The sequence below is a fragment of the Marinomonas posidonica IVIA-Po-181 genome, from assembly GCF_000214215.1.
GTDB lineage: Bacteria > Pseudomonadota > Gammaproteobacteria > Pseudomonadales > Marinomonadaceae > Marinomonas > Marinomonas posidonica.
This window is the reverse complement of the sequence record NC_015559.1, coordinates 1536042-1559981: the sequence shown is the minus strand read 5'-3', so window position 1 is coordinate 1559981 and position 23940 is coordinate 1536042. Positions and strand designations below refer to the sequence as shown.

The following is a 23940-nucleotide window of genomic DNA, read 5'->3' as shown; positions in this document are numbered from 1 at the left end:
CTAGCCTCCTTGCGCTACTTGATAAGGAAGTTTCTTCGTCTTCAATCTTACCTCCCTTAACCCCTCTGGCAAATCTGGATAAATATTTAGGGTCGTTAAAGCGCCTTCCATAACTCGCGAAAATACCGGCGCGGCGACTTCACCACCATAATATTCTCGACCTTTTGGATCATTCACCATCACCACCATCGCCAATCTAGGGTCGGAGGCAGGGGCTACCCCTGCAAATAAAGCAATGTACTGATCGTACTCGTACCCTTTCGAACCAACCTTATGTACCGTGCCCGTCTTTCCAGCCACACGATAGCCTGGAATCTGAGCGGCACGACCCGAACCACGCTGAACCACGGCTTCCATCATTTTCACCACATCTTTTGCGATTTGATGAGGAATCACTTGTTTACCGTCTGCCGGTACATCCTGCTTAAAAATGGTAATGGGCACTCGGTAACCACCATTCGCCAAGGCCATGTACGCCTGCGCTAATTGCAATGTCGACACAGATAGGCCATAACCATAAGACAAGGTCGCAATTTCTGAGGGATGCCACTTTGGATGAGAAGGTAAAACACCGGACGCTTCTCCAGGAAAGCCAATCCCAACCGGAGAACCAATTCCTAACTCATAATCCATATTCCAAACCGCATCTTGCGGTAAGGACAAGGCAATCTTAGACGCCCCAACATTACTCGACTTAATCAACAGCTTTTCGAAATCAATCACACCATAATTAGCCGCATCTCGAATGGTGAAACGCCCAAAACGCAAATAACCGGGGGACGTATTGATGGTTGTTTCAGTAGAGTACTGACCCGACATCAACGCCGCCGATATTGTAAAGGGTTTCATTGTTGAGCCCGGCTCAAACAAATCAATAACCGCTCTATTTCGTAGGTCTTCGTACTCTAATTTCGCTCTGTCATTTGGGTTATAAGATGGCTGATTCACCATCGCTAAGATTTCACCCGTTTTGACATCTAAAATCACCGCCGAAGCCGAAGTAGCTCTATGTTCATTTACCGCTGCTTTAAGCTCCCGATAGGCTAAATACTGCAATCTAAGGTCGATACTAAGCTCAATATTTTCACCTGGGCGCTCATTTTTTTCCGCGCCAATGCCGCGAATAATATTGCCCGACAAATCTTTAACATAACTACGCTGACCCGGCTGCCCTTGCAATGCACGATCGTAGGCCAGCTCAATACCTTCTTGGCCTTTATCATCAATATTAGTAAAACCAACCACATGAGAAGCCACTTCACCAGCTGGGTAAAAACGCTTGTACTCCTTGGTTTTACTCACCCCTACCACTTTTGCAGCCATAATGGCATCTGCTTCTTGCGGTGGAATCTGACGACGCAAATACATATAAGAGCGAGTTTTGTTGGCTTCAAATTTTTCTTGCAACCAAGCTCGGCCCACCCCCATCACTTCGGCCAAACGCTTAATCTCTTGCTCAGGCCCTACGCCAATGGTGGGATCACTGGGCATTTTCCACAAGGCTTTAGGGTTTGCAATAATAGTCCAAGTAGGTGTACTGACTGCCAAAGGCTCACCCCGACGATCTAAAATCATCCCACGGGTTGCCGGTATGGATTCTGTCCTTACTGCTCGAATTTCGCCCTGGTTCTGCAAAAAAGCCTTATCAACGACGGTTAAATAAAATAACCGCCCGGCGGCAACCATAAACAATACAAAAGCGACGCCATACACAAAACGTAAGCGCCACTTTCCTATATGTTGAGAGCTATCTACTGTCTTCATGGTTTCACTATTATTAATTCATCTTGAGATGGTGCGTGCATTTTTAAATTCTTAATGGCCGTCTGCTCCAATCGACTGGGCTGAGTTAAAGCGCTTTGCTCCAAAAGCAACTGCCCCCACTTCACTTCAAAATCGACTTCTTCTTGCTTAAGCTTCTGCAGATACGAAAAATCTTGCCGAAACTCATAAACCTGTACAACAACGGCCATAGAGACCAAAGTCAGAGTTAGCACACCGGATAAGTAAATCCACGGTGTGAACCGGGTCTTAATCACTCACCCTCTCCAGTACTCTCAACACCGCACTGCGCGAACGCACGTTGTCACCCACTTCGTTTTTTGAGGGTTTAATCGCCTTACCAATCGTTTTAAATTTAATGTCTAAGTGCGCATTCCGAATTGGTAAATGACGAGGCAATTCCGGTCCTTTTGCTTTCAATTTCATAAAACGCTTAACAATGCGATCTTCGAGTGAATGAAAGCTGATCACCACCAAGCGACCGCCAATTTTCAGCGCATCCACCGCCGCTTCCAAGCCTTTCTCTAAATCCCCTAATTCATTATTAATGTGAATGCGGATCCCTTGAAATGCTCGAGTGGCAGGGTTCTTACCCTTTTCCCAAGCAGGATTAGCTTCAGCAACAATTTTTGCCAACTGCAATGTCGTGACAATTGGCGTATGCGAACGGTATTCACAAATCGCTTTCGCAATACGACGAGAAAAACGCTCTTCCCCGTATTGATACATCACATCAGCAAGATCTTTTTCATCAACACGGGCTATCCACTCAGCGGCACTCAACCCTTCATTTGGGTTCATACGCATATCCAGAGGACCGTCGTTCATAAAGCTAAAACCACGTTCAGCATCGTCCAACTGAGGAGAAGAAACGCCTAAGTCCATCATGACACCATCAACTTTGGCATCACCAAACACTTGTGGAATACGCTCAGCCATATTGGCAAAACTGTCTTGAACAATATTAAATCGCGCATCTTCGGCAGCTAACTCACGCCCAAACTCAATGGCCACTGGATCTTTATCGAACCCCAACATACGACCGTCTTTAAGTCGGCTAAGCACCAAACGCGTGTGACCACCTCGACCAAAAGTACCATCTACATAGTCACCCTTGTCATTGGTCACCAACATGTCGACGGATTCATTTAGCATCACACTGATGTGTTCGTGTTCGGCATTCGTCATAAAGAAATATCCATCATGGTTTCTGTCTGTAAGTCCTCAAGCGCATCTTGGGACAAATAATCTTCTCTTTGCGCTTCCCACTCTTCTTGGCTCCAAATTTCGAGTTTTTTGCCTTGCCCAAGAATGGTCAGCTTTTTATCTAATCGAGCAAACTCTCGTAGCGGCGCTGGCAGCAAAATACGCCCAGCCTTATCCACCTCTAAATCGGTTGCATGCCCTACTAACAAACGTTGTAAGCGTCGAGCTTGTGGTTGAAATGTGGGCAATTTATCCAATTTTTGTTGAATCACTTCCCATTCAGACAAGGGATACAACAACAAACAACGGGACACAGGGTCTATGGTAACGACCACACCCTCTTCCTCATATTGGCTAAGTTCATCGCGCAGGCGAGCAGGAAGCGACATACGCCCCTTTGCATCCACACTAACTTGATGAATCCCTCTAAACACAAATATATCCCACTTATCGACACTTTCTCCCACAATTTAACACCATTCAACCCAAATAGTAAAAAAATATTGGTTAAAAAATGCAAAAATGCTGAAACACAGACACAACAAAACCCCCAAGCGATAAAGAAAGTGGGAGAAAAATGCCTTTATGGAGATAAAAAAGACTTCAAAAACAACAACAAAGTAGAAAAATGGGAAGACCTCCCAAATTCCCCTTCAAAAAAAACAAAAAAAGGCAAAAAGTGGGAAACAAGGATCTCTCACAGGGATGCTTCTAAAACAGGAATTGAAAAAAACAGAACGAAAAGAGAAGAATAGCAAGTTGGCCGATAAGCCGGGTTCTGTCGTGGACAGTCATTCATCTAATACGTACATCACTGCACGTCTTTAGCAACCTACCCGAACTCAGCGCGGGTCACGCCAAAGAGTTCCTATTTGGTCTTGCTTCAAGTGGGGTTTACCATGCCACGAACTGTTGCCAGTCGCGCGGTGCGCTCTTACCGCACCATTTCAACCTTACCGGCAGTAAACTGCTTAGGCGGTATATTTTCTGCTGCACTTTCCGTAGGCTCACGCCCCCCAGGCGTTACCTGGCACTTTACCCTGCGAAGCCCGGACTTTCCTCCCCTCATAAAATGAGCGGCGACTGTCTGGCCAACTTGCGACGGGCATATTACTTACCCCATCAAAGAATAACAAGGCATTTTATCGAAAATGCCCTGAATCTACTTAAGAGGCAAACAAAAGCATACTTCCAACCCACCCTCTGGGCGATTTTGAGCGGTAATTCGCCCTTTATGAGCCCGGATAATCCGCTGAGATATGGTCAGACCAACACCAAAACCACCACTATTGGCTTCTCGCGCCTCGGAAGAACGATAAAAAGCATGAAATATTTTTTCCAATTTCTCATCATCCACTCCAGGGCCATTATCTCGCACATATATAAAGGCTTCCCCGGCTTTTTCTTCTGTCACAACCTCAATGACACCACCATCACCAGCATAAAAACAGGCATTACGTAGCACATTCTCAATAGCGTGACGTAATTGCAACGGATCACCAAACAAGGTTTTAGGCAATCGACCCGTTTTAAAAACAGTGATCCCTTTAAGCTGACTTTCAAAGCTCACATCAGCCACAATTTCATCCAACCAAGCCTGCAAGTCCATCGGCTCTTTCACTAAAGCTGCCGCCTCTAATCGACTCAATGTCAGCACCTGACCAATCAACTCATCCAATTCATGCAATTCGGTGCGAATACGACACAAGTAGTTTTTTTGAGCCTCCATTCCATGTTTATCCTCAGCAATGGTTAACGCCACTTCAATTCGAGCCAAAGGGGTTCGCAACTCATGAGACACATCTCGCATCAAACGCTCTTTCGAGGACAGCAGCGTTTCTATTCGCTCTGCCATCTCATTAAACTCTCGCGCCAACTTACCAACCGCATCACTTCGACGGGCCATCTTACGCTCAACCCGTGCTGACATATCACCACGACCAAACGACCTAGCCACTCGCTGCAGCTTAAGTAAAGGACCCAGTAGCCAATATGCCAACACACCACTCGACACCAACAACCCCAACAATGAAAACCCAACAACTGCTTCAGGCGCCAAAGAATTGATTTCTGGGTTTGGTTTGAAAATCAGCAAATACTGAACATTATTACCACCAATCACCTGAATGAATTGGCTATGCAGAAAATCCGCTGACGGCTGACCACTGACACTGGCCGAATTTTGTTCACGGAAATTGCGTGGTAAGGCCTTTAATAAAGGCCGACCATTTTCTTGATATAAATAGATTGATCCAGATAAACGCTTCTCTGCTTTTTCCGTTTCTTCCTCTAAGGATTCAATACCAAACTTCTCATAACTGGAAACCAATTGAACACCGATATCGCCCAATAGATCAGCAGAAACTTGGTTTTGCTTCTGGATAAAATGCACCATCCCCAAACCAATACTAACAACAATAATATTGGAGAGTAGCACCACCAGAAACACACGCAGAAAAGTGTTTTTCATGAATAACTAAGCACCTTGATCATTTGAAACAAAAATATAACCCACACCACGAACGGTTTTAATACGAGGATCACCATTTTCTAAATTGCCTATTTTCTTACGCAGATTACTAATATGCATATCCAAACTGCGATCATACATAGTCAATTTTCGACCTAAGGCTTTTTCAGATAATTCTTGTTTCGTTAATACCTGACCTGGCGCCATTAACATGCATTCTAATAAGGTATATTCAGACGTTGTCAATTCAACCAACTCACCTTCCAAATACACAGTACGATCTTTTCGGCGCAACAAGACACCCGCCAGCTCAATGTCAGCCGTAGGATCATCTTCTTTTTCTTGGCTAGCGCGACGCAAAATGGCCTTAATACGTGCCAACAATTCACGAGGGTTAAATGGCTTAGACAGGTAATCATCTGCTCCCATTTCCAACCCCAGGATTCGATCAATATCATCACCTTTGGCCGTCAACATGATAACTGGGACGGCACTTTTATTACGGATTTGCTTCAGGGTTTCAAAACCATCCAACTCTGGCATCATGACATCTAAAATCACAATATCTGGCATATCATTCGCCATTAATTCAAGTGCTTCACGGCCATTCCAAGCGTGCACCACCTCATAACCTTCGCCGTCAAAATATTCCTTTATTAAATCTGATAAGCGAGCATCATCATCCGCAAGCAATAACTTCATCATAACTAATATCCTCTTCCTCTATTCTTTATTATGTCGGCGTTTTTATGCCATCAATTCAATTGTAAAGATTACCTTAGAGCCCGACACACACGCGCCCCTCTTTTCACTCTATTTACAAAGAATACTAATAAGTTGAACGAACGCATTTAGAGAAACAAAAAAGCCGCAAAACTGCGGCTTTCTTTACAAAACAATCAAGTCAAAAAATTGAAGAACTTATTGTTTGAATGGGTCACGTAACACAATAGTTTCATTACGATCAGGACCCGTTGAAATAATATCAACCGGCACACCCACTTGCTCCTCTAGGTAACGAATATAATCTTGCGCATTTTTTGGCAAGGCTTCGAAGTTTTCAGCACCCACTGTGGATTCACTCCAGCCAGGCAGCTCAACATAAGTTGGCTGAGCTTGTTCGTAACCTTCGCTATCGACCAAAGAGCCAGCAACTGGATTTCCATCTGCATCTGTATAACCAACGCACACCTTAACAGAATCAAAACCATCAAGAACGTCCAGTTTGGTCAAACAAATACCAGAGACTGAGTTGATTTGCACAGCATGACGCAAAGCCACAGCATCAAACCAACCACAGCGACGAGAACGACCAGTTGTTGCCCCAAACTCATGCCCACGCTCACCTAAGCGCTGACCATTCTCACAGAACAATTCTGTTGGGAAAGGACCAGAACCAACACGAGTCGTGTAAGCCTTAGTAATACCCAGAACATAGTCAAGATACAAAGGACCGAACCCTGTACCCGCTGGTGCACCACCTGCAGTAGTATTAGAAGAGGTAACATATGGGTAAGTACCGTGATCCACATCCAACAAGGAACCTTGAGCACCTTCGAACATGATGTTCGCACCCGCTTTACGCAGATCGTGCAACAGGGTAATGGTGTCTGCCACCATAGGACGCAAGAACTCAGCCATCTCCAAGCCTTCAGCGTACACCTCATCATAAGAAATGGCCTCAACATTGTGGTATTGAGTCAACACAAAGTTGTAGTATTCCAACACTTCTTTTAATTTCGTGGCAAAGCGTTCAGCATCCAACAAATCACCGACACGAATCGCACGACGAGCAACTTTGTCTTCATAAGCTGGTCCAATGCCACGACCCGTTGTTCCAATTTTCTTCTCGCCTTTTGCCTGTTCGCGAGCTTGGTCAAGCGCAATGTGGTAAGGCAAAATCAACGGGCAAGCCGCACTGATTTTCAAACGATCAACCGCAGGCACACCTTGTTCTTGAAGCTCTAATACTTCTTTTTTCAAAGCCGCTGGCGACAACACCACACCATTACCAATGATGCACTGCACACCGTCACGTAAAATACCAGAAGGAATCAAATGCAGAACGGTCTTCTTGCCATCAATTACCAAGGTATGGCCAGCATTATGACCACCTTGAAAACGGACAACAGCCGCGACGTCTTCGGTTAGTAAGTCAACAACCTTACCCTTACCTTCATCACCCCATTGAGTGCCCAGAATAACAACGTTTTTACCCATAGTTTCAGGTCTCATTTAGATAGTTCTTAAAGAAAAGTCTTGCGTTAACGTGGCAGTAATTGCCATGCGTCATCCACCAAATCCAGCTTATAATCTGCCTCGCTCGCCGTTACCTCATCAAGCGACTCAATCACCTGATAACCTTCAGCACGCAACGCATTGACCTTTTGCCAAAGCTCGACACTTTGACTCACTGGTGACACGACTGTTTTTGACTTAGCAACCTCAACCTCGGCAAGACTTACCAAAGCCTTCACATCAGTACTAAATCCTGTCGCAGGACGCGAACGACCAAACACTTGACCAATATTGTTATAACGACCGCCTCGAGCAATCGCATTACCATGACCTGGCACATAAGCCGCAAACACCACACCAGTGTGGTAGCTGTATGACATCAAATCACTTAAATCAAAATGCAAACCAACCGTTGGAAAACGTTGAGCAACCGCCGCCGCCATCTCTTTCAATAGAGCAATGGCCTCTTTAACCGGCGCAGAAATTGACGCCAACAGTGTATCCGCTTGCTCCAGTACTTCTTGACCGCCACACAAACGTGGCAACTCGATCAACCATGTTGATTGCTCTTCGCTTAGCGCTAATGTGTCAACATAACGTTCGAGTTCGGGCAAATCTTTTGCTCGGTACAAATCGGCCAATTTACTTTCTTGCTCAGAGCTTAACTGACAAGCCGACACAACACCGTTCACAATATCCACATGACCAAGGTCCAGCACCACATTTGACAACCCGGAGACAGATAAGGTCTGCAACATCAAAGACAGCACTTCGATATCACTTTCAACACCACCATGACCATACACTTCCGCACCCAGCTGAATCGGGCAACGAGTACCATCCAAACCTGATGGCACAGTACGCAGTACGCTACCGCAGTAACTCAAACGCTGAACACCTTCTTCTTTAAGGCAATGCGCATCAATACGAGCGACCTGTGATGTAAAATCGGCGCGCACCCCCATCAAACGACCAGATAGCTGATCAATTACTTTGAAGGTTTCGATTTCTAAGTCTGAACCAGCACCCGTTAAAAGGGAGTCCAGATACTCTAAAAGAGGAGGTATTACTAATTGATATCCCCAACTTTGATGGAGATTAAGCAGAGTTCTTCTAAGGTGTTCTATTTTAGCAGCCTGCTCAGGCAAAGCTTCGTCTACTCCCTCAGGAAGTAACCAGCGATCTGCTAATGTCATTAAATTATCCTCTTAGCTTCGTGTCAGCAAAAGAAGTACTACTCCAAGAAACATACTAACCGCCCCCAGAATGCGTAAATTAAAATCTGAGCTTGCGATAGCTCTTGCCATAATTTCTCTCCAAAAATGTGGAGCGAGAAACGGCAAAATCCCCTCGGCGATCAATAAAAGGCTGACGCCAACCAGTAGCGACTGCAACAATTCCTGCATAGATTCTCTTTGTTCCAACCATTAAAAAACCGGGCCTGACCCGGTTTTTGTAATAGTACCATGTTTCCTATTTTAACAAATAGGCTTGTCGCACGATTATTCGCGATTATCTATCGTGAACCGCCGCCTACAGAGCTATTCAAGTACTTGAAGAACTCACTGTCAGGCTCAAGCACAAACAGATTGCCGTTACCAACAAAGCTTTCACGGTAGGCCTGCAAGCTACGATAGAATTCATAGAACTCTGGATCCTGCTTATAAACCTTCGAGTAAATAGCGGCTGCTTTCGCATCACCATCACCACGAATCATTTCCGCATCCCGTTGTGCTTCGGCTTCCAAAACGACTTTTTGACGATCCGCATCCGCACGAATACCTTCCGCTAGCTCTAGACCTTTCGATCTGTGCTCACGAGCTTCACGCTCACGCTCAGTACGCATACGCTGATAAACAGACTCACTTACATCTGGCGGAAGATCAATTCGTTTAACACGAATATCAATAATCGAAATACCCAACTCATTCTGTGCAACGCGGTTTAGGTCATCGCGCAATTCCGTCATCAGCAAATCACGCTCACCAGACACTACTTCGTGCATGGTGCGCTCACCGAATTTGTTACGCAAACCAGTATCAACACGAGATGACAATACTCGATTCGCAACAAACTCATCACCTGACGTTGCCTGATAGAACTTAGCCACTGAGTCGATTTTCCATTTCACATAGGAATCCACTACAACCGCTTTCTGTTCTAGCGTCAAATAACGCTGAGGACGAGAATCCATGGTCAAAATACGCGCATCAAACTTCTTCACTTCATTCATGATCGGCAGCTTAAAGTGCAAACCTGGCTTCACATCGTCTTCGACGATCTCACCAAAACGCAAAACAACGGCTCGTTCAGTCTCTTTCACGACATACAGCGTTTGAGACCCCACCAGAACGACAAGAAGAAGTACAAATAAAACCACAAAAGAAAAGCCTTTCATTAATTTCTACCCTCTCTACGAACGGTGACACCTTGGCGCTTACGCAACTCGTTTAACACCTGATCAGTTAGACTGCTAATATCAGACGACCCCAAGTTTGAAGAACCACTGGCTGACGCTGCTGACTGCTTCATCAATTGATCAAGCGGCAAGTACATCATGTTATTCCCACCTTCGGTATCAACAACAACCTTGTTAACGTCTTTATAAACAGACTCAACTGTTTCGATGTACAAACGACGACGAGTCACTTCAGGCGCTTTAGTATATTCGCGATACAAACGATCAAAACGATCCGCTTGACCACTCGCACGAGCAACAATCTCAGAGCGATAAGCTTCTGCTTCCTCACGAATACGCTGAGCACGACCACGCGCTTCAGGAATCACACCGTTAGCATAAGACTCTGCTTCGTTTTTCACTCGCAACTCATCTTCTTTCGCTTTAATAACGTCATCAAATGCCTCTTGCACCTGAGTCGGCGCCTGAGTATTTTCAACGTTTACTTTAGAGATAAGTAGGCCTGTGCCATACAGATCACTGTAAGACTGAATACGCGCTTTTACTTCATCCGCCAACAGTTCACGACCTTCTGTAAGGATTTGACCCATTTCTGAGCTACCCACAACATGACGAAGCGCACTTTCTGTCATTTGAGCCAAAGACTCTTCGGGATTACGCACATTGATCAAGAAATCCTTCGGGTTCTGTACTGAGTACTGAACCGACACACCGACTTCAACAATCGCATCATCAACCGTCAACATAAGCGCTTTGTGATCATGCGAACGCACTTTCGTGACATTAACTTTACTAACGGAATCAATCAAAGGTGGATTCCAGTGCAAACCAGGCATCACAGTCGAATGATATTCACCCAAGCGCAACACCACGCCTCGCTCTTGCTGGTCAACCTGATAAACACCAGTTGCCGCCCAAAGCGCGAACAAAGCCAACAATACAATAGCAATCAAGCCGCCACTGAACTTGCCAGACAAACCAGAACCGCCGCCATTTGAGCCGCCGCCTTTCCGAGATTTTCTAACCCCTAGCATGTCCATCAACTTATTAAAGGCTTCATCTAGATCTGGTGGTCCTTGATCTTTTCCGCCGGATGGACGACCCCAAGGATCGTTATTCTTCTCTTTATCGCGACCTTCATCTGGGCGACCAGCACCATTATTACGGTTTTTATCTGGATTCCATGGGTCGTTGTCGTTATTACCCGGTTCATTCCAGGCCATACTACATCTCCACTTTATTTTAATGATAATTCCAGTGACCTATGCCGCTACAATCTGATCCTCAGACATACCAGCACGAGCTAAAATCTGTAAATAGTCTTTCTTAGGAAGCTTCACATCCAATACAAAATGACCGTTTTCGTCAAAACGCTCTGATCTTACCGCACCATGCTCAAACAACATAGCGCGCAAACGACCATAATGACTTGGCAAGTTTAATGTCTCCGTAAACACATCCACCGCCAATAACTCAGCAATAGCCTGCTTTAGCAACTCTAAACCATCGCCATCACGAGCAGACAACCAAACTCGTCTTGGGTTCCCATGCTCATCTCTATCTATACGTGGCTCAGCCGTAGGAAGTGCATCAATTTTATTAAAAACTAACAAAGTCGGCACTTCATCCGCACCAATTTCTTCCAACACTGTACCCACATGAAGCATATTATCATCACGAGAAATATCAGCCGCATCCACCACATGCAGCAACAAATCCGCTTCCGCCGACTCTTTAAGGGTCGCCTGAAACGCTTTAATCAATCTGTGCGGCAATTGACGAATAAACCCAACCGTATCCGCCAATACCACAGAACCTATTTGCTCGATATCCAAACGTCTAAGAGTCGGATCCAGTGTCGCAAATAATTGATCAGCAGCATACACCTCAGAACCCGTAATACGGTTAAATAATGTTGATTTTCCCGCATTTGTGTAACCGACTAAAGACACAGTAGGAACAGCAGAACGGGCACGAGAGCGACGACTTTGATCTCGTTGCGTACCCACTTTTTCAAGGCGTTTCTGAATGGATTTAATGCGTACACGAAGCAAGCGACGGTCCGTTTCCAACTGGGTTTCACCAGGGCCACGCATACCGATGCCGCCTTTTTGGCGTTCTAAGTGAGTCCAACCACGAATCAATCGGGTTGACATGTGCTGTAACTGAGCCAGCTCAACCTGCAGTTTACCCTCATGGGTACGTGCACGCTGGGCAAAAATATCCAGTATTAAACCAGTACGATCCAACACTCGACACTTTAAAACACTTTCTAAGTTACGCTCTTGAGATGGTGATAAAGCATGATCAAACAGCACCACTTGTGCTTCTTCTTGATCAACAATATCTTTAATTTCATCCAATTTCCCGCTACCAACAAAATATTTGGCATCAGGACGCTGACGGGACCCTGTAACAACAGCAACAGGGTCAGCACCAGCCGACATAGCAAGCTCAACAAACTCTTCTGGCCCATAGCTTTCGCTTTGATCATTAAAATCAATATGGACCACAACAGCAATTTCACCACTATCAGGGCGTTCAAAAAACAATCTTATATTCCTCTGTTTGTCTTGTCAGACAAACTATTCAGCGGCATCTTCCGGCTGATCAGGAGACGGCATGCGGATAGTACGTGAAGGCACAACAGTCGAAATAGCATGTTTGTATACCATTTGGCTAACTGTGTTTTTCAAAAGAATCACAAACTGATCAAATGACTCAATCTGGCCTTGAAGTTTAATTCCATTCACAAGAAAGATTGAAACAGGCACTCTTTCTTTGCGCAGAACATTTAGGTAAGGGTCTTGTAATGATTGCCCTTTTGACATCGGAATCTCCTTAAAAAAGCGAAAACTAATAAATTAAATATTGAAAAAACAATACTGTAGATACTACACCAAATTTTTTATTATTTCCCCTATATAATCCTGCTTTCTATGTAATTCAAGGCCTCAGAGGCAAGTTCTTTTGATAAACTGTCGAAAATCATCAAATCTTCCCAGCCTCGCAACCAAGTCAGTTGTCGTTTCGCTAATTGACGAGAAGCGACTACCCCTTTAAAGATAGCATCTTCTAACAAATCCTCACCTTCTAAATATTGCCAAAGTTGACGATAACCGACACAGCGCATAGAAGGCATATCAATGGTAAGATCCCCTCGATGGTACAAGGCCTCCACCTCTGCCAAAAAACCTTGCTCCATCATTTGCTTGAAACGTAACTCAATGCGTTCATGTAGAAGACTACGCTCTTTCGGCATCACCGCCATATTAATCATATCAAAAGGCAAAGAAACCGCTTGCTGCTCTGTCCATAACTGCGTCATGGTCTTGCCAGTCAATCGATATACCTCTAACGCACGCTGTAAGCGCTGAGGATCATTAGGGTGAATTCTGGACGCCGCTTCAGGGTCAACCTTTGCTAACACTTCATGCAAAGCAGGCCAGCCTTTCTCTTCGGCCTCCCACTCAATCTCTTGACGCAAACCGGCATCCGCCTTTGGCATATCGGCCAAGCCTTTCTGCAAGGCGTTAAAATACATCATGGTACCGCCAACTAAGAGCGGTGTTTTTCCATTCGCTAAAATTTCCTCTACATGCATGACCGCATCGTCGACAAAATCTGCCGCCGAATAAGACTCAACAGGATCAATAATATTAATCAGACGATGTGGTGCTCTAGCCAACAATTCAGCATCTGGTTTTGCCGTGCCTATGTCCATTCCCTTGTAAACCAACGCAGAATCAACGCTAATAATTTCAAAATCATGCTGCTCAGCCAATTCAACAGCCAACCCCGTTTTACCAGAGGCTGTTGGCCCCATTAAACACACCACTTGTGGTTTTGCCATACTAACGCCCTCGCAAAAAGAGTTTGTCTAAGTCATTCATACTCAAATAGGCCCATGTTGGTCGACCATGATTACACTGACCACTTCGCTCAGTTACCTCCATGTCACGCAGCAAACTGTTCATTTCGGCAATCGTAAGCTTACGATTGGCACGCACCGCACCGTGACACGCCATAGATGCCATTAATTCATTAGCACGTGACTCCAAAAGATCCGATACACCGTTTGCGGAAAGATCACTAATCACATCCCGAACCAAATTTTCAACATCACCACGAATCAGAATAATAGGCACCTCACGCACCATCACACTTTCCAATCCAGTACGTTCAACCCTAAAACCAAATGCCTCAAAAACCGCACCACTTTCTTCAACCAAATCAGCCTCACTTTGTGAGACAGAAATATTAATCGGCACTAACAAAGGCTGTGTAGCAATGCTCTTTTCATAAAATGCATTTTTCATTCGCTCATAAACAATACGCTCATGTGCCGCGTGCATGTCGACCACTATCAATCCCTGCTCGCTTTCAGAAAGAATATACACACCATGTATTTGCGCCACGGCATAGCCCAATGGTGGCACTTTCTGATAATTCCCTTCATTAACCTGCGTAAAGACGGATTCACTAGAAGGAACGGAGATAGATTTGATTTCCCCCGTCTCTGGATCCACTTGCTCCGTGGCAGAAGCAAAATCCTGAGCGTAACCTGACAGGCGCTGCATACCATCTAACTGATTACGAATGCTATCGCCAGTTGGATTGCTTGCCACACCAGTTTGTCGCATCCAATCCATACCATTATTAGCAGGACGATTTACCAACGGTAATGCGGATTGCTCTGACATGGCACCGATTGAGACTGTATTCTCCTGACTGTCCGTCACACCTGTCGGAGCGGAATCGGATTCAGGACGCACATCCGCTATCGCTTTGTGAATACGACTAAATAGGAAATCATGCACCAAACGCCCATCACGAAAACGCACTTCATGTTTCGTCGGGTGCACATTCACATCAACCGTGGAAGGATCCAATTCTAAATACAAGACAAACGTCGGGTGACGACCGTTATACAACACATCACGATAGGCCTGCCTAACCGCATGGGCCACCAACTTATCTTTCACCACTCGACCATTCACAAAGAAATATTGCAAGTCCGCCTGAGAACGCGAAAAGGTAGGCAAACCAATCCACCCCCACAGTCGCAAACCAGCCGCTTCAACATCCAGTGTTAGAGTGTTTTCAATGAATTTTTTACCCAACAAAGTCGCTAAGCGATGCTCCGCATGCAACTGATCCGTCACTGGACGCAAGTCATACACTTGCTTACCATTGTGACTCAGACGAAAGCCCGTTTCATAGCGGCTTAAAGCCAAACGCTTAACCACTTCTTCAAGATGAGAAAACTCGGTTTTTTCAGTCCGCAAAAACTTACGACGCGCTGGCGTATTAAAAAATAAATCGCGCACATCAATCGTGGTACCTTGCGGATGAGAGGCTGGGCGAATTGCCGCGGCCATGTCTTTACCTTCCGCTTCCACACGCCATGCTTCGCTTTCATTTTCTGCCTGAGACGTGAGGTGCATTCTAGACACTGAGCTGATACTGGCCAGTGCTTCTCCGCGAAATCCCAGCGTATTCACAGCTTCAAGATCATCCAGAGTGACAATTTTACTGGTGGCATGACGGCTCAGAGCAAGTGACAAATCATCTTTCACGATACCGACGCCATTATCACGGATCTTAATTCGCCTAACACCACCTTGCTCTACATCAATATCCAGTTGGGAAGCACCCGCATCCAAACTGTTTTCCAGCAGTTCCTTTACCACAGAAGCGGGACGCTCAACCACTTCACCAGCGGCAATTTGGTTGGCAAGACGTGGCGATAAAAGATTGATTCTTTTCATTGACGACCTTATTTATTTTGGCCCATTCGTATTGGGCACCTGATCTGATTATCCAGCTGGAATCACTAATTTTTGACCAATCCAGATAACATCATTTTTTAACTTATTGGCTTTTCTTAAAACTGCCAAAGAAACCTGATTCCGACGTGCAATTTGTGACAAAGTATCACCCTTGCTAACCGTGTAGACATAGTCAGAATGTTTCTTTTGCTTCCACGCTACCAAGGTGCCTTCCGGCGCATTTTTCGTGAAGTATTCAATCACACCTTTGGAAATAGACTCAGCCAATTTAACTCGATAAGTTCGGCTAGACAGGTTTTTCGCTTCAGTCTTGTTTGAAACAAATCCCGTCTCGATGAGGATAGATGGAATATCAGGGGATTTAAGCACCACAAAGCCTGCTTGCTGAACGGAGTTTTTGTGCAACTTGGCCACCCCTTTCATTTTGCCAAGCACACTTTCACCAATATTAAGGCTCATCTGGATAGTCGAATTCATTGACATATCAAGCAAGACTTCGGCCAACAGCTGGTCTTTGTCATCCAGTGAGATACCGCCCACTAAATCAGCCGCGTTCTCTTGCTGCGCCAACCAACGCCCCATTTCCGAGCTTTTACCACTTAACGACAAAGCCCACACTGAGGCACCTCGCGCGCTGGCTTTGGTAAAGGCATCGGCGTGTACCGAAATCATTAAATCGGCATTCGCTTCACGAGCCACCCGAGAACGATCCCGCAATTTCAAATAAACGTCCGTTGATCGGGTCAACACCGCTTTAAAACCATCCACCGCATTAATTCGTTTCGCCAACTCTTTCGCGATCGACAACACAATGTCTTTCTCACGCACCTTGTATTTCCCCAAGGCCCCCGGATCTTTACCACCATGACCTGGGTCAATGGCAATCACAATGTCTCGCTTCTCTTTCGAAATATTGGCTAGACTTTTTACAATCGTAGCTGGCTTTCTCTTTCCATACTCTAGCTCCACTAGGATCCTTGGACCATAGGTGCTATTGGCTGACAAGACAGTACTTTTGGCTCGCGCAGCTTGCGCCAAATCCAATACAAAACGGACGCCAGAATTACGCTTAGCGTAACGAACTCGCATCAACACATCGGACGACAATGCAGCCAAGCCATTTACGACAGAGTTGCTCAAATTGGCGTCACTAATGTCAACAACAATGCGGTCTGGATTAGACAAAGGAAAGATACGATGTTCAGACTTATTGGATAGCTCAAATACCAAACGAGTCACCCCTTCTTGTTGGGCAACACGAATATCACGCACTTCGGCGGCAGACACTTCCATGGCAACAATGGAAGCCATCCAGACCAAAATTATACTCAAAAATGTTTGAAATTTAGTTTGCATATCAGACAGCTAGCTATATATAAGAGACACACTATAACGGCTGAACCAGTGGATCTCAATCTTACTGATCGTAAAGAATTCGATGGCTTAGTCGGCAAGCATGTCTTGTAACTTCGCCATAGCGATTGCGCCCTTATCGGTCGTCGCCTCAAGCACAGCATGACGACCTTGACGAATCAAACCTAAACGCACAATTAAATCGGCTTGCGGCAGAATCCCTCGCCCCATTTCCGCCCACTCAATAAGGCACAAACTCTGCTCGGTAAAATAATCTCGAATGCCCATAAACTCTAACTCTTCGGCATCGCCAAGCCGGTACAAATCAAAGTGATATACTTCTAAATCTGCCAATTCATAGGGCTCAACAATTGTATAGGTTGGACTTTTAACTGGCCCTTCATGCCCCATACCTCTTAACATACCTCGAACCAAGGTGGTTTTCCCCATCCCAAGGTCCCCTTCTAGGTACACCACACCACCGTTTCGTAACGCGACCGACAAGCGTGCCCCAAAGGCTTCCATGTCCGCCTCACCATAAATATCTTTTACTATTTGCATTCGCTCTTAAACCTTCTTCGCCCAATCACACCAGGACCACACTGAAACTCAGACAATTCTAATACACAAAGCTTTTGAAACAAGCTCTGTTACCGCATAATCAAACACTTATCGTTAATAAGCTTATTTTAAGGCTTTTCATGGATTGGCTACTCATTACATTGATCGCAATAGCGGTTTTCATTACCGGCATCTCCAAAGGTGGATTTTCTGGCGCCTTTGGCATCATCGCTGTGCCGTTAATCTCACTGCAGACATCGCCAGTTTACGCCGCCGCTATTATGTTGCCCATCTTATGTTTAATGGACATTTTCACCCTACAAAAGTTTTGGCAAAAATGGCGCAAAGCCGAGTTAATAAACTGCATTCCGGCTGCGATTACCGGTGTTATCCTTGGTGGATTAACCGCATCATGGTTTTCGGCCGATTGGTTAAAAATCATGGTGGGCATTGTTGCCGTTGGTTTTACACTCAATTCATGGCCACGCAAACACCGCACAAAAAGCCCCCAACCGATCAATCAAATTGCGGGGCGCTTATGGTGCGCCCTTGGGGGCTTCACCAGTTTTATAGCCCATGCTGGCGGCCCACCAATGAGCGTGTATTTGATCAGAGCCAATTTGGACAAAACACAATATGTCGCCACGGCCGCGGTAATTTTCACCGCCATCAATTACGTCAAACTAATCCCTTATAGCATGCTAGGCCAACTCAACGCCTCAAACATTTTACTATCACTGTGCTTTGCGCCATTAGCCTATATCGGCGTACAACTTGGCGCTTGGTTACACGACCAGATCTCAACCGGCTTGTTTTTCAAATGCATGTACAGTTTTTTATTCATAACAGGCATCAAGTTAATCTGGGATGGCGGCAGGGCGTTAATCTAAGCTTATGACATAAAAAAACGAGCCAACGCTCGTTTTTTTATGTCATGTATTCACATCATATCAAGCAGCATCAAACATCTAAGCCAAACATTGTCTTGCGATAATGCTTGAGCTCACCAATGGACTCCAAAATATCGTCCAAGGCCAAATGCGCGCCGGATTTTGTAAACCCTTCTAACGCTTCTGGTTTCCAGCGACGTGCCAACTCTTTAATCGTACTAACATCGAGATAACGGTAATGAAAATATGCCTCCAGCTTCGGCATATAACGATACAAAAAACGACGATCTTGCCCCACACTGTTACCACAAATTGGCGAAACACCAGCCGGAACATATTGCTCAAGAAAAGCTATCGTTTGCGCTTCTGCGGCCGCCATATCAATGTCAGAAGCCAGTACCTTTGCCGTCAAACCTGACGCACCATGATGCTGAGTACACCACTCATCCATACCATCCATCACGGATTTTTCTTGATGAATTGCTAAGTTCGGGCCTTTTGCCAGCACATTTAAATCTTTGTCGGTCACCACAGTCGCAATTTCAATGATAGTATCCTGCTCTGGCTCCAAACCTGTCATTTCAAGGTCAATCCAGATTAAATTGTCTTTATTCAAACTCATATTTTTCCAAATCCTTTATTATCAATGCCAAGCATTATACTCTATGCGCCTTACTATAGGATCAGACGAACCGAATGTCGAAGCGAAAACTTACCAAACAACAAACTTGGCGCATTGAAAAAATTCAACAAGAGCGCATTGAGAGAACCAAGAAGCGCGGCGACATCGCCGAAGAACTTCTTCAATCGTCCGATCTTGGTGCCGAAACTGAGGGCATTGTCATCTCTCATTTTGGTACACAAGTTGAGGTCGAGGGCACACAAGCACCTTTTATCGGCATTTCTACCCGTTGTAACTTAAGAGCCAATCTTGGCCAATTAGTGACAGGCGACAAAGTCATTTGGCGCCCTAAACAACAAGCAGGTGGCATTGTAGTAGCAACAACAGAGAGACAAACCTCCCTGTCACGCCCAGACATGCATGGTCGCCTAAAACCAGTTGCCGCCAACATAGACCATATTGTGATTGTGATTGCAGCAGAACCGGTTGCTCACGCCAATTTAATTGATCGCTATTTAGTGGCCGCCGAAACCGTTGGTATACCTCCGGTGATTCTGCTTAATAAGTGCGATCTGATCAATGACAGCAATCGTGACCAGCTCAATGCCTTGCTAGACACTTACGAGCAGCTCAAGTATCGAATCATTCGAACCTCCACCAAAGATCAAGCTGGCATGGAATCCCTATATCAGTTCCTAGGGGACAAAACCAGCGTGTTTGTTGGTCAATCTGGAGTCGGCAAATCGTCTCTCATTGGTACATTGCTGCCAGACATTGATATTAGCGTGGGCGAATTATCGCAAAAGCGCAAAAAAGGCACTCACACCACCACCACAGCACGACTGTTTCACATGCCCAAAGGCGGAGACTTAATCGACTCCCCCGGCATCCGGGAATTTGGTTTGTGGCACATTAGTGAAGATGAACTACTCAATGGCTTCATTGAATTTCGCCCTCACATTGGTTATTGCCGCTTCCGCGACTGCGCCCATGAAAAAGAACCTGGCTGCGCCATATTAGAAGCCCTAGACAAAGGCGAAATCTCCAAACATAGATTCCAAAGCTACTTACGCATCAAGCAATCCATTCGAGAAAACCAAGCCTTTTAGTTAAATAAAAAATGCGAGCCAACAAAGCTCGCATTTTTACAACAACTCTTTAACGATATTTTGTGCCATTCAGACCATTCAATCTAAAAAACCATTTCTGGTGTGAGCTTCAAATCCGACTGTTTCGCAGGGTTACCAAAGTTACGACGATTCTGATTTAGCAATTTACGGTAAGCATCGTCCGTCAGCAAGGTAATGCTAATGCGTCTATTTTCAGGGCTCGCTGGGTTCAAGCGATTATATGGAACGGTGCCACCTAATCCGGTTACCTGAGCAAACCGAGTATCGCTCACCCCGCCTTCTTCTAAAATTCTGCGCGCGGCATTGGCCCGCATGGCTGATAAGTCCCAATTGTTCAGTCGGGCTGAGCCTATATATTTAGAAGAGTCCGTATGACCACTGATAACAATAGGGTTATTTACCTTATTAAAGAGTGGTGACATGGTTAACAGAGTATTCTCAATGTCTGGCACCATTCGCGCACTACCACGTTCAAACATCGGCTTATCCGGCGTATCCAGTAACGTAATGCGTACGCCAATAGGGGTAATCTCGATGCGCAAATTCTTCTGTTTAGACAGAACAATGTTATTTTTTTCTAATTCATCTTTGACTAAGTCATTCAAACTCTGCGACACAGAAGACTCTTCCCCATTTCCCTTTCTTGTTTCATGGGTTGGCACATCGGTACTACCTGGTTCAGGTAACTGCAAATCGAGCTTTTTCTCTATGCTCATGGCTGGACTGCCCCCCAAATCAATTGGATTAGCACTAAAACCTGCCGAGCCTGCTCCCATAGGATCCTGAAAATACCCTTGAATCGTTTCCCTTTCTTCTGGGGTCGCCACACTGATAATCCACAACACCAAAAAGAAAGCCATCATCGCCAAGGCAAAATCCGCCAGAGCAATCTTCCATGCGCCACTATGATGGCCACCTTTCTTAACCTTCTTTACTCGCCGAATAACCAAGCTATTAGAACCTAAGGCCATCTCACTCTCTCCTTATTGCCATAGCTCAAGTTAGCGGTATTGCTGAAGTTCAATGGACAATTCAGCAAAACTCGGACGCATATCCGGTGGCAGTAATTTACGACCTGTTTCGACCGCTACTGGTGGTGCATAGCCAGACACCACAGAATTCAAACTGGCTTTCACACACAAATAGGCTTTTAACTCATGGCCTCCAAGAGTCTCCAGATGCGCCGATGCCGGACCGACAAAACCATAAGCAAAGAAAATCCCCAAAAACGTCCCCACCAAAGCGGCCGCCACATGATAACCAATTTCTTCCATTGGCCCACCAATTGACCCCATGGTGATGACAATACCCAAAACCGCCGCGACAATACCAAATCCAGGCAAAGCCTCAGCCACACGATTTAATGCATGACCAGGCTCAACTAACTCTTCTTGAATTTGTTCAATTTCGTTGTCCATAATGGCTTCAATTTCGTAGGCGGGTAACCCAGTCAGGGTAAAAATACGATAGTTGTCGGTGAGAAAGTTCACCACCTCATGATCACGAACCACATCAGGAAAACGATTGAACATATCACTGGTGAAAGGTGATTCGATGTCTTCTTCGATTGACAAAAAGCCCTCTTGACGGCTTTTCTGAAACAAACAATACATCAACCCCAATAATTGGGAATAAAAACGTTTATTGTGTCGACTTCCGGTGATCACTTGCGGCAGCATGGTAAAGACTTTTTTCTGCACCACGAAAGGGTTCGCCACCATAAAAGCCCCTAATGCAGCACCACAAATAATAAGAATTTCAAAAGGCTGCCATAACGCTAATAACTGTCCATGTGCGGCCACGTATCCAGTTATAACACTGACGATAACGACCAGCAGGCCTGCTAATGCAAACATATTTTACTTCCTTAATACTGACAAAGTATGCTCTTACATAAATATACAGTATGATTAATCAGATACGAAATATAAGAGTATGATGCATACTTATAAACAACCGAGTCGACAAAGTCACCTTTTATGAGCAGCAAATCTCCATCGGGCCTAAACGAATGGCTGAGTTTTCTTAAAACGAAAAAATTCCCAGTGCGAGCGGGCAATCTGGCTCGCCTAAAGACACAAATTAAACGCACGGAAGACACTCTGGAGAACATGCAAAAAAATGTTGCCAGTGATCCACTCCTCGCCTTCGCCATCTTAAATGAAGCCAACCGAATTGTGGTCAACAAGCATAATGAAATCAATACACCATTTCATGCGGCGGCGATGGTAGGCATGAATGGCATTCAAAACCTATTTAAATATTTTACTCCTTACGAGACACGCAACAAACAACGCCCAGATAACCTCAATGCCTTTTTAGCCGAAATCCAAACAAGCTATGAAGCAGCCTCGATTGCTAGACATTGGTCGATCGAAAACCTAACCAGCCATGAAGATGATATTTTCTGGATTACCCTATTCCGTGATTCTGTCAAATGGCTACTCTGGTATTACGCTTACCCTGTTATGCAAGAAATAAAGAATCGAATCCTACAGGGCGAAAAAGCCAGCCAGGTTGAAATGAGAGTATTAGGCTGCCGTATTGATGAATTGACGGTGCATTTATGCACTTTCTGGGGAACGCCAAACAAGGTTATCGAGTCATTTTTAACCAAACACATTCCCAATACCAGCGAATTACAGTCCCTCGCCCATTTGGCACATCACCCAGATGAGCTACCAGGTTTTACTGAGGATAAACGACTAACCATCTTGATGAACAACCCGCTGATTTTTTCATACTGCGCCTCTAAGGTCGCAGACGAAGTAAGCAACAACGGCTGGGACTCAAAAAATCTCGCGTTCTTTTACCGAGTGGTAGCATCCGTCATGCATCGTCGTATTGGTAACATCATTAGCACCGCTCACTTTGCCTCTACGGAAGCCGCGAAACTTTATAATCATCGCGGCAAACGCCCTATGGCCTTGCAATTGCTTGATCCAGATCTGTACACCAAAAACAGCGCTTCTGTTAAAAAGAAGGTGGTTGTTTCTCCATTAGCCAGCTTAAAGAAAAACTTAACAAGAAGTGAGCATCAGGGCTGTAAAAACCAAGCCAATCTGGCCTTAAAAACCATTAAACAGAGCATCCCAAATACTCAGCACGTGATTATCTTCAAACACAACTCAACTGGGTTTCAGCCTCTCTTCCAGTCTGGCTATAAACTGGAAATCTTGAAGAAAATTCGCTGGAATGCCGGCTCAAAAGTATTTGACAAACTTGCCAAGCAAAAATCTGCAAGCCACTTATTTGGTGATAAACTTAATGCATTATTCAGCGATTTACCCGACACCTCGGATCAAATCATCGACGAGCAAAGCCATCTTATCCTGGCATCAGCCGTCGTCAGTCAACATGAAATGATGCTTTTTTGGCTTGAAACCCGAAACGAATTTAACGAAAAAGATTTTAAGACACTAAAACAAATCGTGTCCCTTATTAATAACGCCTAACCCCAATCATCAGGACGAACAC

General features: G+C 45.1%; 24 protein-coding genes and 1 other RNA gene. 4 read left to right on the top strand and 21 right to left on the bottom strand.

Translation table 11 applies throughout. The features are described from left to right. Genes MAR181_RS07325 through mraZ form a run of 4 tightly spaced genes read right to left on the bottom strand, consistent with a single transcriptional unit; the run spans position 1 to position 3422 of the window. Positions 1 to 1764 carry a peptidoglycan D,D-transpeptidase FtsI family protein gene (locus MAR181_RS07325; protein ID WP_013795968.1) on the bottom strand — a complete coding sequence of 588 codons (1764 nt, stop codon included), beginning with the start codon at positions 1762 to 1764 and terminating at the stop codon, positions 1 to 3. Further along, the gene (ftsL, locus tag MAR181_RS07320; RefSeq protein WP_013795967.1) at positions 1761 to 2039 is read right to left on the bottom strand and encodes a cell division protein FtsL; all 279 of its coding nucleotides are present in this window, start codon (positions 2037 to 2039) and stop codon (positions 1761 to 1763) included. The genes MAR181_RS07325 and ftsL overlap by 4 nt, the downstream gene beginning before the upstream one ends. Further along, a complete protein-coding gene (rsmH, locus tag MAR181_RS07315) occupies positions 2032 to 2970 on the bottom strand; it encodes a 16S rRNA (cytosine(1402)-N(4))-methyltransferase RsmH (protein WP_013795966.1) in 939 nt (312 codons plus the stop codon). The genes ftsL and rsmH overlap by 8 nt, the downstream gene beginning before the upstream one ends. Continuing rightward, positions 2967 to 3422 carry a division/cell wall cluster transcriptional repressor MraZ gene (gene mraZ / locus MAR181_RS07310; RefSeq protein ID WP_013795965.1) on the bottom strand — a complete coding sequence of 152 codons (456 nt, stop codon included), beginning with the start codon at positions 3420 to 3422 and terminating at the stop codon, positions 2967 to 2969. The genes rsmH and mraZ overlap by 4 nt, the downstream gene beginning before the upstream one ends. On the opposite strand from mraZ, the gene MAR181_RS07305 reads away from it, so the two are divergent. Next, positions 3402 to 3743: a hypothetical protein gene (locus tag MAR181_RS07305; protein WP_171810312.1), complete on the top strand. Its 342-nt coding sequence runs from the start codon at positions 3402 to 3404 to the stop codon at positions 3741 to 3743. The two genes, mraZ and MAR181_RS07305, sit on opposite strands and share 21 nt — an antisense overlap. Here the strand turns inward: MAR181_RS07305 and rnpB are convergent. The 14 genes from rnpB to tsaE form a co-directional block, all read right to left on the bottom strand. After that, positions 3740 to 4087: RNase P RNA component class A (rnpB, locus tag MAR181_RS18180), an RNA gene on the bottom strand. The two genes, MAR181_RS07305 and rnpB, sit on opposite strands and share 4 nt — an antisense overlap. A 63-nt stretch (positions 4088 to 4150) precedes the next feature. Next, positions 4151 to 5458: a HAMP domain-containing sensor histidine kinase gene (locus MAR181_RS07300; RefSeq protein ID WP_013795964.1), complete on the bottom strand. Its 1308-nt coding sequence runs from the start codon at positions 5456 to 5458 to the stop codon at positions 4151 to 4153. A 6-nt stretch (positions 5459 to 5464) separates the two neighbouring features. Continuing rightward, positions 5465 to 6163 carry a response regulator transcription factor gene (locus MAR181_RS07295; RefSeq protein WP_013795963.1) on the bottom strand — a complete coding sequence of 233 codons (699 nt, stop codon included), beginning with the start codon at positions 6161 to 6163 and terminating at the stop codon, positions 5465 to 5467. A gap of 216 nt (positions 6164 to 6379) precedes the next feature. Next, positions 6380 to 7678, bottom strand: coding sequence for an adenylosuccinate synthase (locus MAR181_RS07290; RefSeq protein ID WP_013795962.1), 1299 nt, complete (start codon positions 7676 to 7678; stop codon positions 6380 to 6382). Between the two features lie 44 nt (positions 7679 to 7722). Further along, on the bottom strand, positions 7723 to 8892 hold the full coding sequence (locus MAR181_RS07285) for an ATP phosphoribosyltransferase regulatory subunit (RefSeq protein ID WP_013795961.1): 1170 nt from the start codon (positions 8890 to 8892) through the stop codon (positions 7723 to 7725). A 12-nt stretch (positions 8893 to 8904) separates the two neighbouring features. Beyond that, positions 8905 to 9102, bottom strand: coding sequence for a DUF2065 domain-containing protein (locus MAR181_RS07280; RefSeq protein WP_013795960.1), 198 nt, complete (start codon positions 9100 to 9102; stop codon positions 8905 to 8907). 110 nt (positions 9103 to 9212) lie between these two features. After that, the gene (gene hflC, locus MAR181_RS07275; protein WP_013795959.1) at positions 9213 to 10094 is read right to left on the bottom strand and encodes a protease modulator HflC; all 882 of its coding nucleotides are present in this window, start codon (positions 10092 to 10094) and stop codon (positions 9213 to 9215) included. After that, complete coding sequence (gene hflK / locus MAR181_RS07270) at positions 10094 to 11338, bottom strand: FtsH protease activity modulator HflK (RefSeq protein WP_013795958.1); 1245 nt, start codon at positions 11336 to 11338, stop codon at positions 10094 to 10096. The genes hflC and hflK overlap by 1 nt, the downstream gene beginning before the upstream one ends. Before the next feature lie 39 nt (positions 11339 to 11377). Beyond that, positions 11378 to 12667, bottom strand: coding sequence for a ribosome rescue GTPase HflX (gene hflX, locus MAR181_RS07265; protein WP_013795957.1), 1290 nt, complete (start codon positions 12665 to 12667; stop codon positions 11378 to 11380). Between the two features lie 33 nt (positions 12668 to 12700). Then, positions 12701 to 12946, bottom strand: a complete 246-nt coding sequence (gene hfq / locus MAR181_RS07260; RefSeq protein ID WP_013795956.1) for an RNA chaperone Hfq — start codon at positions 12944 to 12946, stop codon at positions 12701 to 12703. A gap of 89 nt (positions 12947 to 13035) precedes the next feature. Further along, the gene (gene miaA / locus MAR181_RS07255; protein WP_013795955.1) at positions 13036 to 13968 is read right to left on the bottom strand and encodes a tRNA (adenosine(37)-N6)-dimethylallyltransferase MiaA; all 933 of its coding nucleotides are present in this window, start codon (positions 13966 to 13968) and stop codon (positions 13036 to 13038) included. A 1-nt stretch (position 13969) separates the two neighbouring features. Continuing rightward, a complete protein-coding gene (mutL, locus tag MAR181_RS07250) occupies positions 13970 to 15886 on the bottom strand; it encodes a DNA mismatch repair endonuclease MutL (protein ID WP_013795954.1) in 1917 nt (638 codons plus the stop codon). A 48-nt stretch (positions 15887 to 15934) separates the two neighbouring features. Beyond that, on the bottom strand, positions 15935 to 17218 hold the full coding sequence (locus tag MAR181_RS07245) for an N-acetylmuramoyl-L-alanine amidase (RefSeq protein WP_245546223.1): 1284 nt from the start codon (positions 17216 to 17218) through the stop codon (positions 15935 to 15937). 132 nt (positions 17219 to 17350) lie between these two features. Beyond that, positions 17351 to 17821, bottom strand: coding sequence for a tRNA (adenosine(37)-N6)-threonylcarbamoyltransferase complex ATPase subunit type 1 TsaE (tsaE, locus tag MAR181_RS07240; RefSeq protein ID WP_013795952.1), 471 nt, complete (start codon positions 17819 to 17821; stop codon positions 17351 to 17353). 140 nt (positions 17822 to 17961) lie between these two features. Here tsaE and MAR181_RS07235 point away from each other — a divergent pair, with 140 nt between their 5' ends. Further along, positions 17962 to 18711 carry a sulfite exporter TauE/SafE family protein gene (locus MAR181_RS07235; RefSeq protein ID WP_013795951.1) on the top strand — a complete coding sequence of 250 codons (750 nt, stop codon included), beginning with the start codon at positions 17962 to 17964 and terminating at the stop codon, positions 18709 to 18711. 70 nt (positions 18712 to 18781) lie between these two features. Here the strand turns inward: MAR181_RS07235 and orn are convergent, their stop codons facing one another. Beyond that, positions 18782 to 19333 carry an oligoribonuclease gene (orn, locus tag MAR181_RS07230; protein ID WP_013795950.1) on the bottom strand — a complete coding sequence of 184 codons (552 nt, stop codon included), beginning with the start codon at positions 19331 to 19333 and terminating at the stop codon, positions 18782 to 18784. 74 nt (positions 19334 to 19407) lie between these two features. On the opposite strand from orn, the gene rsgA reads away from it, so the two are divergent. Continuing rightward, positions 19408 to 20442: a small ribosomal subunit biogenesis GTPase RsgA gene (rsgA, locus tag MAR181_RS07225; RefSeq protein WP_013795949.1), complete on the top strand. Its 1035-nt coding sequence runs from the start codon at positions 19408 to 19410 to the stop codon at positions 20440 to 20442. Positions 20443 to 20525: 83 nt separating this feature from the next. On the opposite strand, the gene MAR181_RS07220 is transcribed toward rsgA, so the two are convergent. Both MAR181_RS07220 and motA read right to left on the bottom strand, forming a co-directional pair. After that, a complete protein-coding gene (locus tag MAR181_RS07220; protein WP_013795948.1) occupies positions 20526 to 21434 on the bottom strand; it encodes a flagellar motor protein MotB in 909 nt (302 codons plus the stop codon). 30 nt (positions 21435 to 21464) lie between these two features. Then, complete coding sequence (gene motA / locus MAR181_RS07215) at positions 21465 to 22319, bottom strand: flagellar motor stator protein MotA (protein WP_013795947.1); 855 nt, start codon at positions 22317 to 22319, stop codon at positions 21465 to 21467. 123 nt (positions 22320 to 22442) lie between these two features. Between motA and MAR181_RS07210 the strand changes: the two genes are divergently transcribed. Further along, positions 22443 to 23918 carry an HDOD domain-containing protein gene (locus MAR181_RS07210; RefSeq protein ID WP_013795946.1) on the top strand — a complete coding sequence of 492 codons (1476 nt, stop codon included), beginning with the start codon at positions 22443 to 22445 and terminating at the stop codon, positions 23916 to 23918. Positions 23919 to 23940 lie beyond the last annotated feature (22 nt).

Coding starts and splice junctions, on each gene's coding strand:
- hflC (WP_013795959.1), bottom strand. CDS start 10,094: ATGAAAGGCTTTTCTTTTGTGGTTTTATTTGTACTTCTTCTTGTCGTT.
- MAR181_RS07285 (WP_013795961.1), bottom strand. CDS start 8,892: ATGACATTAGCAGATCGCTGGTTACTTCCTGAGGGAGTAGACGAAGCT.
- MAR181_RS07245 (WP_245546223.1), bottom strand. CDS start 17,218: ATGGCTTCCATTGTTGCCATGGAAGTGTCTGCCGCCGAAGTGCGTGAT.
- hflK (WP_013795958.1), bottom strand. CDS start 11,338: ATGGCCTGGAATGAACCGGGTAATAACGACAACGACCCATGGAATCCA.
- motA (WP_013795947.1), bottom strand. CDS start 22,319: ATGTTTGCATTAGCAGGCCTGCTGGTCGTTATCGTCAGTGTTATAACT.
- MAR181_RS07220 (WP_013795948.1), bottom strand. CDS start 21,434: ATGGCCTTAGGTTCTAATAGCTTGGTTATTCGGCGAGTAAAGAAGGTT.
- hfq (WP_013795956.1), bottom strand. CDS start 12,946: ATGTCAAAAGGGCAATCATTACAAGACCCTTACCTAAATGTTCTGCGC.
- miaA (WP_013795955.1), bottom strand. CDS start 13,968: ATGGCAAAACCACAAGTGGTGTGTTTAATGGGGCCAACAGCCTCTGGT.
- tsaE (WP_013795952.1), bottom strand. CDS start 17,821: ATGCAAATAGTAAAAGATATTTATGGTGAGGCGGACATGGAAGCCTTT.
- rsmH (WP_013795966.1), bottom strand. CDS start 2,970: ATGACGAATGCCGAACACGAACACATCAGTGTGATGCTAAATGAATCC.
- orn (WP_013795950.1), bottom strand. CDS start 19,333: ATGAGTTTGAATAAAGACAATTTAATCTGGATTGACCTTGAAATGACA.
- MAR181_RS07300 (WP_013795964.1), bottom strand. CDS start 5,458: ATGAAAAACACTTTTCTGCGTGTGTTTCTGGTGGTGCTACTCTCCAAT.
- MAR181_RS07290 (WP_013795962.1), bottom strand. CDS start 7,678: ATGGGTAAAAACGTTGTTATTCTGGGCACTCAATGGGGTGATGAAGGT.
- MAR181_RS07280 (WP_013795960.1), bottom strand. CDS start 9,102: ATGCAGGAATTGTTGCAGTCGCTACTGGTTGGCGTCAGCCTTTTATTG.
- MAR181_RS07210 (WP_013795946.1), top strand. CDS start 22,443: ATGAGCAGCAAATCTCCATCGGGCCTAAACGAATGGCTGAGTTTTCTT.
- mutL (WP_013795954.1), bottom strand. CDS start 15,886: ATGAAAAGAATCAATCTTTTATCGCCACGTCTTGCCAACCAAATTGCC.
- MAR181_RS07235 (WP_013795951.1), top strand. CDS start 17,962: ATGGATTGGCTACTCATTACATTGATCGCAATAGCGGTTTTCATTACC.
- MAR181_RS07325 (WP_013795968.1), bottom strand. CDS start 1,764: ATGAAGACAGTAGATAGCTCTCAACATATAGGAAAGTGGCGCTTACGT.
- rsgA (WP_013795949.1), top strand. CDS start 19,408: ATGTCGAAGCGAAAACTTACCAAACAACAAACTTGGCGCATTGAAAAA.
- MAR181_RS07295 (WP_013795963.1), bottom strand. CDS start 6,163: ATGATGAAGTTATTGCTTGCGGATGATGATGCTCGCTTATCAGATTTA.